The 10,197-nt window shown below is 63.7% G+C and carries 8 protein-coding genes; 5 read left to right on the top strand and 3 right to left on the bottom strand.

Going from position 1 to position 10,197, the window contains the following annotated elements:
* Window positions 1-323: 323 nt before the first annotated feature.
* The 3 genes from KVY23_RS21625 to KVY23_RS21615 are packed head-to-tail and all read right to left on the bottom strand — an operon-like array spanning window position 324 to window position 3,987.
* Window positions 324-1,685 carry a TldD/PmbA family protein gene (locus KVY23_RS21625; RefSeq protein WP_230558202.1) on the bottom strand — a complete coding sequence of 454 codons (1,362 nt, stop codon included), beginning with the start codon at window positions 1,683-1,685 and terminating at the stop codon, window positions 324-326.
* Window positions 1,682-3,220 carry a TldD/PmbA family protein gene (locus KVY23_RS21620; RefSeq protein ID WP_230558201.1) on the bottom strand — a complete coding sequence of 513 codons (1,539 nt, stop codon included), beginning with the start codon at window positions 3,218-3,220 and terminating at the stop codon, window positions 1,682-1,684. The genes KVY23_RS21625 and KVY23_RS21620 overlap by 4 nt, the downstream gene beginning before the upstream one ends.
* Window positions 3,220-3,987 (bottom strand): TSUP family transporter, encoded by a 768-nt coding sequence (locus KVY23_RS21615; RefSeq protein WP_206511626.1) that lies wholly within the window; start codon window positions 3,985-3,987, stop codon window positions 3,220-3,222. Before KVY23_RS21615 ends, KVY23_RS21620 begins: the two co-directional genes overlap by 1 nt.
* A gap of 17 nt (window positions 3,988-4,004) precedes the next feature.
* Between KVY23_RS21615 and KVY23_RS21610 the strand changes: the two genes are divergently transcribed.
* The 5 genes from KVY23_RS21610 (at window position 4,005) to lnt (ending at window position 9,650) form a co-directional block, all read left to right on the top strand.
* Window positions 4,005-5,180 carry a sensor histidine kinase gene (locus tag KVY23_RS21610; protein ID WP_230558200.1) on the top strand — a complete coding sequence of 392 codons (1,176 nt, stop codon included), beginning with the start codon at window positions 4,005-4,007 and terminating at the stop codon, window positions 5,178-5,180.
* A 15-nt stretch (window positions 5,181-5,195) separates the two neighbouring features.
* A complete protein-coding gene (locus KVY23_RS21605; protein ID WP_230558199.1) occupies window positions 5,196-5,855 on the top strand; it encodes a response regulator transcription factor in 660 nt (219 codons plus the stop codon).
* An 81-nt stretch (window positions 5,856-5,936) separates the two neighbouring features.
* Window positions 5,937-6,434 carry an FxsA family protein gene (locus tag KVY23_RS21600; protein WP_230558198.1) on the top strand — a complete coding sequence of 166 codons (498 nt, stop codon included), beginning with the start codon at window positions 5,937-5,939 and terminating at the stop codon, window positions 6,432-6,434.
* Between the two features lie 17 nt (window positions 6,435-6,451).
* Entirely contained in the window at window positions 6,452-8,065 is a 1,614-nt protein-coding gene (locus KVY23_RS21595; RefSeq protein WP_230558197.1) for an amidohydrolase, read from the top strand.
* Complete coding sequence (lnt, locus tag KVY23_RS21590; protein ID WP_230558196.1) at window positions 8,055-9,650, top strand: apolipoprotein N-acyltransferase; 1,596 nt, start codon at window positions 8,055-8,057, stop codon at window positions 9,648-9,650. The genes KVY23_RS21595 and lnt overlap by 11 nt, the downstream gene beginning before the upstream one ends.
* Window positions 9,651-10,197: the final 547 nt, after the last annotated feature.

Raw genomic sequence — 10,197 nt, 5'->3', positions numbered from 1 at the left:
ATCAACGCCCGAGGCTACGGCCACCATTCTGCCGCATCGCTGAAAGCAATGATCTATCTCAACCTCGGCGGAATCGAGGTCAAGCTACCCACACAAAGGTAAGGAGGGGCACGTATGTTCGATTACCGTAAACGGTAGAGCACCCCACCGACAGAAACCTGACGCCGGTTCAGACTGCGCACAGCCGAGAAGTCCGTTGCCTGTGCTGAGGATCCTCGACGAAAACCCCTCGAAGAATGCGACGGCAAAGTGCCTATGCAGCGTCCGACTATCACCCTGCGTAGTTGTCTGCCAGAGACTTGAACTCCTGCCCAAGCGAACAGCTACTGCGCAGCACTCACCGAGGACATGTGAAAGTCCGGAATACGTAGCGGAGGCATGGCCGTTCGGGTGAACCAGTCCTTCCATTCGCGTGGCAGCGTAGGAATCGTTGCCCCGGCCTCGGTCGCACGACGGAGCAGGTCCAGCGGACTCTCGTTGAATCGGAAGTTGTTGACGGCTCCGGTGACCTTCCCGTTTTCGATGAGATAGACACCGTCGCGGGTCAAGCCGGTCAGCAGCAGGGTTGCCGGGTCCACTTCGCGGATGTACCACAGTGTCGTCAACAACAATCCACGTTCGGTGCGGGCAACCATGTCGTGGATATCGGCGTCGCTGCCACCGGTGAGCACGAGATTGTCTCCGGGCACGGTGACTGGGGCGCCGTACTTCTCGGCGGCGAATCGGGGATACGCGAGTGCGTTGACGACCCCATCGCGAATCCAGTCCACCCGGGACGTCTCCAGACCGTTGTCGAACAGAGATACAGAGTTGTTCGAGGAGGCAGTTGTCAGGAAGGGCGAATACTCCAGCCCGGGGTGGGCCGGATCGGAGAAGAGGGTGAGCGGCAACGCGCCGAGCTTCTCGCCGATGCGGGTGCCACCGGGACGGGACAGGGCGGTGTGTCCCTCCTGCGCCCCTCGTCCCTCCATGGTCCACATCAGGTAGATCATAAGGTCGGCAGCTGCGGACGACGGGAGGATCGTCTCGTATTTCCCCGCGGGAAGTTCGACGGTTTTCGACGCCCAATCCAGGCGTGTCGAAAGCTCGGCCAGTAGTCCGTGCACGGAGACGTCGTCGAAGTACTTCGTTCCGGCACCGACCCATGCGCTGGCGTCGCCGCGTTTGCCGTTGATCTCCACCGATCCAGTCGGCTGGGTGAAGCGTCGGCGTACCCCGGTGGAGGTGCCGAGCCACACGGTCTCGACCTGGTGGTGCGCGAAGCCGTACAACCGGTCGGCGCCATCGAACCCGGTCGACAGATCGCTCGACAGGTGAGCGAAAACGTCGATGCTCGTCCGTTCCGATTCCAGATCCCAGTCGACGGATGGGTCGGTCGCCGAGACGAGAGGCATAGCGTCCTCGGCTGGTTCGGCCTCGCGGGCGTCTGCTTCACACTTTCGGACGATCGACTCGAACTCGGCCGGATCGATCGACGTCGACGACGCGGTGGCGACACGCGCACCGGCGGAGCCTCGCACGATCGATGCGACCGCCCACCTTCTCGATGTCGATATCCCGTTAGTTGTCATCGAGTTTCCTGCCCACCGGAGTGAAGCCTCGCTCGCATCGGTGACGATGACGATGGTCTCGTCGGCGGTGGCGAGTGCCAGCACACGCTCGACCACTTCGTATCCGGGTATCACTGGCCCGCCTCCGATCGCGTGTTCAGTACGTTGACACCACGGAACAGTGCAGCGGGGCAGCCGTGGCTGACCGCCGCGACCTGACCGGGTTGTGCTTTGCCGCAATTGAATGCGCCGCCCAGTCTGCGTGTGGACGCGCCGCCGACGAGTTCCATCGACCCCCAGAAGTCGGTCGTGGTCGCCTGATACGCAACGTCGCGCACCTGGCCCTCCAACCGGCCGTTGCGAATTCTGAAGAACCTCTGCCCGGTGAACTGAAAGTTGTAGCGCTGCATATCGATCGACCACGATCTGTCGCCGACTACATAGATGCCGTCGTCCACCGCTGCGATGAGGTCGTCGACACTGCGGTCCACGACTGGATCGGGTTCGAGAGAGACGTTGGCCATGCGCTGGATGGGAACGTGATGCGGAGAGTCCGCGTACGAGCATCCGTTGGACCGCTCGAGACCCATTCTCGGCGCGAAAACGCGGTCGAGCTGGTACCCGACCAGAATGCCGTCGCGGACGAGATCCCACTTCTGGGCCGCGACACCGTCGTCGTCGTAGCCGACGGTGGCAAGCCCGTGTCGCTCCGTCCGATCTGCCGTCACATGCATCGCGGGGTTGCCGTACTGCAACGTCCCCAGTTTGTCCGGGGTCGCGAACGACGTGCCCGCGTATGCCGCCTCGTAGCCGATGGCTCGATCGTATTCTGTTGCGTGACCGATCGACTCGTGGATCGTGAGCCAGAGATTCGTCGGGTCGATGACGAGGTCCGTAGGACCCGGCTCGACCGAGGGCGACTTGATCTTCTCCGCGAGCCAGTGCGGAATCTGCGCAAGTTCGTCGTCCCAGTTCCAGGTGCTGTTCGCTTCGAGATACTCCCAACCACGACTGACCGGGGGAGCGAGGGTCCGCATGCTTTCGAAGACGCCGGCGGACTGATCGACAGCCGTACCCTCGAGCTGCGGATGCACTCGTACGCGCTGCTGAGTGATCGAGCTCCCGGCGAGGTCCTGATAGAAGGTCTGCTCCTTGACCTGCATTACGGACGCAGTCACGTGATCTACCCCGTCGGCGGAGAGTAGGCGGGAGGAGTACTCACCGAGCACTTCCACCTTCTCCTGCGTCGGCACCGCAAAGGGGTCCTTGTCGTAAGCCGACACCCAGGTGGCATCACGGTAGATCGGTTCTGGGGCCAGTTGCACCACCTCACGGTTCAACTCCCGCAGGGCCTTTGCCACGGTCACTGCAGTGCGAGCGGCTTCGGCAGCTGATTCAATGGTGAGTGCCGAGTGCGAGGCGAAACCCCACGTCCCGTCGACAACCACGCGGACGGCTATCCCGATCTCGGAACCGTCGACGACGGATTGGACCGATCCGTCTCGCATGTTCAGGGACTGGGAGAAAAGACGGTGCACACGGAAGTCTGCGTGAGACGCGCCACCGCGCTGTGCAGCGTCGAGCGCCGAATCGGCCAACTCGCGGAGCGGCAGCGCCAGAAATTCCGGGTCGACATGTCGATCTGACAGCTGGGTCACAGCACACGACATTAGCCGAATTGTTGCCAACCGAGCCGAATGACCATGCCGATGACGACGAAGAGCAGGACCACCCGAACGAAGCCCGAGCCCCGCGACAGCGCCGTCCTCGAACCGAGGAGCGCGCCGATGACGTTGCATACCGCCATGACTGCTCCGAGCTGCCACAGCACATGGCCGGTAACGGCGAAGAACACGAGTGCACCGATGTTGGAACCGAGGTTGAGAACCTTGGCCATCGCCGCACTTCGAACGAATTCCGTTCCGAGCAGCGTCGCGAACGCGATGATGAAGAATGTTCCGGTGCCGGGACCGAGAATGCCGTCGTAGAAGCCGAACCCACCTGCGGCGAGAAAAACCACCAGCACGAACTTCGACCGCGTGGGCGGGCGATCCGCTGCGATCGTCCCGATCGTGGGGCGCGCGGTCACCAGAACGGCCACGCCGATCAGAACCACCATGATGATCGGAATGAACAGGTCCCGGTCGATCAGCGACACGGCCGCAGCGCCGCACGCCGACGCAATCGCTGCCGTTGCCCCGGCCGGCGCCATCACACGCCAGTCGAGCGGGATCCTGCGCGCGAACGTGACCACCGCCGCACCCGTTCCGAATACCGCTGTCATCTTGTTCGTCGCCAGTGCGGCCTGGGCACTGAGCTGGGGGGCGACGACCAGGATCGCAGGCAGCAAGATCAAGCCGCCCCCGCCGACGACCGCGTCGACCCACCCTGCCGCGAACGCAGCAACCATCAACAATCCCCAGTCTGCCGCCGCCATACGGCAGACTCAACCACATGCGAAGGTTCAGTCTCTGGCTCAGGGGTAAGCCCTTCGTGGCCGACTCGTTGCTGGCCGTAGCGCTGTTCATCGCGGACGCAATTGCATTCGTGAGCAACTCGTCGATGCACAGTTGGCTGCTTTTCGTCGTGGTATCGATCGCGGTGTGTGTGCCGGTTGCGTGGCGTCGCCGACATCCGCGCATCGTCGCGGTGTCGGTGCTGTCGGCCTCGCTGTTCAGTACGTTCGGCGGAATCGCGGTGGGGGAGACCGAGAATCTGCACCTGTCACTGATTGCGCTACCGATCATGCTGTATACCCTCGTGGCCTACGTCGGACGACGCGATGCGGCGATCTTCCTCGTCGCGGTGACAGTCGACAGCGCGTTGGCACTCTCGCTGTACGCCCAGGAGCCGATCTCGACCGTTCTGTTCACGGTCATGATGTATGCGCTCGCCTGGATCGCAGCAGAGTTCATCGGTGCACGCCGCGCCTACGACGAGGAGGTCGAAGCGCGACTCGCGGTGGCCGAGTACGACCGCGACAGGCGCGCGGAGGAAGCCGTCGCGATGGAACGCACCCGCATAGCTCGCGAACTTCACGACGTCATCGCCCACAGTGTAAGCGTCATGGTGGTGCAAGCGGACGGCGCGTCCTACGCAATTCGCAAGGATCCTGCCCGCGCCGAGCAGGCGGTGGCCAACATCTCGGCGACCGGAAGGCAGGCGCTCGCGGAACTGCGAAGAACCGTCGCTCTGCTGCGCACCACCCCGAACGCCGACGAAGTACCGCTGTACGGAACTGCGGGTCTGGCGAAGGTCGTCGACATGATGTCGAGAGCTGGATTGAATGTCGAGCTCGAGCAGACGGGCAATCTCGACGATATCGGCCCGGCCATCAGCTTGGGCATCCACCGGCTGGTGCAGGAGTCGTTGACCAACGTTCTTCGCCACGGTGGGCATGCACCCAAGGCGAAGGTTGTAGTGGTCCGTCGAGAGGAGGACGTACTGGTCGAGATCGTCAACACCGGTACGACGCCGGCCGAGGCAGGCGGCAACGGCAGCGCAGTCGAGGGAACTGGAAACGGGCTTCTCGGTATGCGCGAGCGAGTGGCAGTGCTTCAAGGTTCACTCGAGGCGGGACGAGTCGACGACGGCCAATGGCGGGTGCGGGCGGAATTACCCCTCGATTGACGTTAGGTTGAACCGGTGCCGATCACCGTACTCATCGTCGACGACCAAGAGCTGATGCGCATGGGCTTGACGATGGTCCTCGATGCCCAGGACGACATCACAGTTGTCGGCGAGGCCGCCGACGGCGAATCGGCCGTGCGGGCCGTGAACGATCACTCGCCCGACGTCGTTCTCATGGATGTCCGGATGCCAGGTCTCGACGGAGTAGCTGCTACCGCAGAGATCACCTCGTCGGAAGCCGGTTCGCGCGTGCTCGTGATGACGACCTTCGACCTAGACGAGCACGTTGTCGGCGCGATTCGAGCGGGGGCCAGCGGGTTTCTGCTCAAGGACACCCCTCCGGACGATTTGGTTTCGGCGATTCGGAGCGTCGCCGCCGGAGATGCCGTGGTCTCACCCAAGGTCACCAAGCGGCTGTTGGCCCGGTTTCTCACCGACAACACCTCGCCGGCCCAGGACCCTCAGCGTCTCGACGCACTCACCGATCGTGAGCGTCAGGTTCTCGAACTGCTCGCCACCGGGCTGTCCAACGCCGAAATCGCAGCTGCGTTGGTGCTGTCCGAGGCCACGATCAAGACCCACGTCGGACGAGTCCTGACCAAACTGGGCCTGCGGGACCGGGTGCAGGCAGTGGTCCTGGCGTACGAGACGGGTCTGGTGCGGCCCGGTATCTGAAATCGTTACCGAAATCGGCCGGTGACGGGAGCAATTGCGCTGCCCCGTTCGTTGTACGTGCAGGCAACGAAAGGAACCACAGTGTTTGCGCTTTTCATTCTCTACGTCGTGGTCGAGGTCGCAGCCCTGATCGCGGTCGGCAGCGCGATCGGCGTCATGTGGACCGTCCTGCTGCTCGTCGCAGGTTCGATCTTCGGTCTCGTCCTGGTTCGTTCGCAGGGCAAGCGAATCATGGAAGGGCTCCGCGCCGCGAGTCGAGGTGAACGTTCTCCTGGCGTCGCAGTGGCAGACGGAGCGCTCTTCGCCATAGGTTCTGTGGCCATGTTCGCGCCCGGACTGGTCTCCTCGCTCTTCGGCATTTTGCTCCTGCTGCCCTTCACCCGATGGGCGCTGAGGCCGCTCGTCATGATCGTGGCTGCGCGGTGGATGCCAACCGTTGTCACCGCAACCTCGAGAATGCGACCCACCGTCATCGACGGGGAAGTCGTTCCGGAGCAGGCCGGCCCGCCTACGAGAGGTGGCGCGTCGAACCTCGTGCTCGAGATGGACGGACGGGATTTCGATAAGCCGACCCGCTGAGGGCAGACTTGTCTCCCGTGCGTACCCAACTTCTTCTCGGCGGGCGGATTTACACCCCGTCTTCTCCTGATGCAACTGCGATGGCCGTCACCGACGGCATCGTCTCCTGGACGGGAGAGGACCGAACAGGGCGAGCCCTGCACCCGGGCGCTGAGGAGATCGACCTTGCCGGCGCGTTCGTCGCCCCGGCGTTCGTCGATACCCACGTCCATACGACGGCTTTGGGCCTCGCTCTCACCGGTCTGGATCTCGGTGGGTGCTCGTCCCGAGTCGAATGCTTGCACCGGATTCGCTCCTTCGCCGCGCAGTCCACGGACGCCGTCATCTGGGGGCAAGGCTGGGACGACGCCGCATGGGCGGACGGAGGCCCGCTATGCACCGCCGACCTCGACGAGGCTGCCCCGGGTCGGAACGTGTACCTCACACGCATCGATTCGCATTCCGCGGCCTGTTCGACGGCTCTGCGGCGCGCCAGTGACCTGTCGGAATCAGCTCGCGGTTTCCATCCGCAACACCCGCTCACCGCCGACGCCCATCACGCTGTGCGCTCCACGGCACGCTCACTTCTGACCGTCGCCGACCGTTCTGCGGCACATCGATCGGCGCTGGACTTGGCGGCCTCTCGCGGTGTGTGCGCGGTACACGAGTGCGGTGGCCCCGACATCGCGGGACTCGATGATTTTCGCGAACTCCTGGCCTTCGAACACGGTGTGCAGGTTCGCGGCTACTGGGGGCAAGCGGTCGAGACGGCTCAAGAGGCACGTCAACTGCTGGCCGCGACAGGCGCGCACGCCCTCGGTGGAGACCTGTTCGTCGACGGTTCGATCGGTTCACACACCGCGTGGTTGACGCAGCCGTACTCCGACGCCCTGGGCACGGGGGACGACCCGGGCACCGGAATCGCGTACCTGGGACCGGATGCGATCTCGGCGCACCTACTCGCATGCACCGAGGCCGGCATCCAAACAGGATTTCACGCGATCGGCGACGGCGCGGTAGGCGCTGTCGTCGAGGCACTGGAGCAGACCGCATCGCTGATGGGTGGCCCAGCTCTCGCCTCGCGCGGTCACCGAATCGAACACCTGGAAATGGTGTCGGCAGCGCAGGCGGACACACTTGCGTCCTGGGGCGTCATCGCAAGCATGCAACCCGCATTCGACGCACTGTGGGGAGGCGAGAGTGGCTCCTACGCCACGCGCTTGGGAACGCAGCGCGCAGCCGGTCTGAACCCGCTCGCACGGCTCGCATCAGCCGGCGTCTCGCTCGCCTTCGGTTCGGACGCGCCGGTGACTCCCGTGGATCCCTGGGCCATGCTGCGAGCCGCTGTCAACCATCGGACAGCCGGCAGCGGCATCTCACCCAGGGCCGCATTCGCAGCGGCGACGCGCGGCGCCTGGCGGGCCGGCGGCGTGCGCGACGGACTCGCCGGCACTCTGGTCGCAGGCGCGCCGGCAAGCTACGCGGTGTGGGACACCACCGAACTCGTCGTCCGTGCCCCCGCCGACACCGTGGCACGGTGGTCGACAGATCCGCGGGCCGGCGTCCCGGCGCTCCCTGCGCTCGAACCGGAATCGACGAGTCCTCGCTGTCTACGCACAGTTCACCGTGGTCGTGTGATCCATGAAGCGTGAGGGCGCCGCAGCACGCTCGAGCAGTGCTGCTGTAGTCGCGCTGCGCAGCGCAGCTGCGGTGGCATCGGGGTTGCTGCTGTTCGCAAGCTTCCCGCCGCGTCAACTCTGGTTCCTCGCACCGATCGGCATCGCCCTGCTGGTTCTGGTGTTGACCGGCGTCGGCGGGCGAACTCCATCGAAGAAGAGCGGGTTCGGCTACGGCTACCTGGCCGGGTTGGGCTTCTTCGTTCCATTGCTTCCGTGGATCGGCGTCTACGTGGGTCCACTCCCGTGGCTTGCGCTCGCCGCAGCAGAATCGGTGTTCATCGGCTTGTTCGGCGTGCTGGCAATTGTCTTGTCGCCGTCACGGTGGTGGCCGCTGTCGATCGCACTGGCCTGGAGTCTGACCGAATGGGCACGATCGACATTTCCGTTCGGCGGGTTTCCGTGGGGTCGACTCGCCTTCGGTCAGCCCGACGGTTGGCTGCTGCCGCTCGCGAGCCTCGGCGGCGCACCGCTGCTGAGTTTCGGCGTGGCGCTCACCGGTTGCGGCATCGCAGCCCTGGTCCACGCTGGGTTGCGCGATCGAACACCCCGGCGATGGCTGGCGGCCGTTGCCGTCACGCTCGCCGCGTCCGTAGTCGCGCTCGCGCTTCTACCGACGCTGGCGTCGAACACTGCTCGGCCGGGCGAGGAAACTGTGACAGTTGCCGCGATCCAGGGGAGTGTGCCGCGGCTCGGTCTCGACTTCAACGCGCAACGCAGAGCTGTGCTGGACAACCATGTCCGCGAGACGCTGCGACTCGCGGACGACGTTGCTGCCGGTCGTCAGCCCGCGCCGGATGTGGTGATCTGGCCCGAGAACGCATCGGACATCGATCCGCTACGCAACCCCGATGCTGCTGCGCTGATCACCGAGGCATCCGAGACGATCGGGGCACCGATTCTCGTCGGGGCGGTGCTGGTCAACGACGATCGCACGACAACCAACTCGGCAATCGTGTGGGACGGTGCGGCGGGACCGGGGGAGCGCCACGACAAGAAGATCATCCAGCCTTTCGGCGAGTACCTTCCGTTTCGGAGCTTCTTTCGTCTGTTCTCCGAATATGCCGATCGTGCGGGATATTTCGTACCGGGCAGCGGCGACGGCGTCGTCCATGCAGCTTCGATCGCCGTGGGTGTGGCCACCTGCTACGAGGTTGCCTTCGATCGTGCTCTGACGGAGTCGGTGCGCTCGGGAGCTCAACTGCTTGCCATACCGACCAACAACGCTACGTTCGGCGATACCGAGATGACATATCAGCAACTTGCGATGTCGCGTGTCCGTGCAGTCGAGCACGGTCGATCGGCGGTGGTGGCCGCGACGAGTGGGATCAGCGCGATCGTCTCTCCACAGGGTGACATTATCGAGCAGTCCGAGCTGTTCGAGCCGGATGCGCTGGTCGATCGAGTTGTGCTCCGTGACGACAGAACAGTGGCGACCGATCTGGGTGGAATTCCGGAGATCCTGCTGTGTGTCGGTGCAGCTGTCTTCCTCGTATCCAAAGTTGCACGCCGCGAAAAAACATTCCCCGAGAATGTTTCTTCGGCAAGAAAGCAACCTTAGTTCCAGCGACGAGCCGGTTTTTACTACTGCCACCTAAAGGTGGTCATTCAGGTGAAGCAATCGACGCCTGGTATTTCAAGTGCGTGCGATTTGTAACGGTCGGTGACGTAAAGTCGATTCCTGCAATAGTGAACTTTATGCTTGTGAACCCGCACTCACAGGTTGGCCGACCTGGTTTCGCAGAAAGCTGCACGGCCAGGAATGTGCGCTACCTGAAAGTTCAGTGGGAGGGGGCGATGCCGAACACCTTGCCCGGCAAACGGGACAGCCACCTGCACCTGAAAACCGGGACCGAGTCCAATTGAAAGCCCGAAACATACGGTCGGTCGGTTAGCGGTTGCGGTGCGCGGCCAATCCACATTGCGTCGCGTAACGAACCATTCGGGTAAGCGCGTTGCAGGCTGCTGGCATACCAGCGGCAGGTTCACGCGGCAGACCACACTCAGCACCGATGACGCACGAACGAGAACGGATTCAACATTGATCGCTTCTGCCATGAAACCTCTGGGAAGAACGGCACCGCGATCGATCGCTGCGTCACCGAATT

The sequence above is a fragment of the Rhodococcus sp. I2R genome (assembly GCF_020889545.1).
GTDB lineage: Bacteria > Actinomycetota > Actinomycetes > Mycobacteriales > Mycobacteriaceae > Rhodococcoides.
Note: the sequence above shows the minus strand (reverse complement) of the source record. Positions and strands in the feature narration are given on the sequence as shown.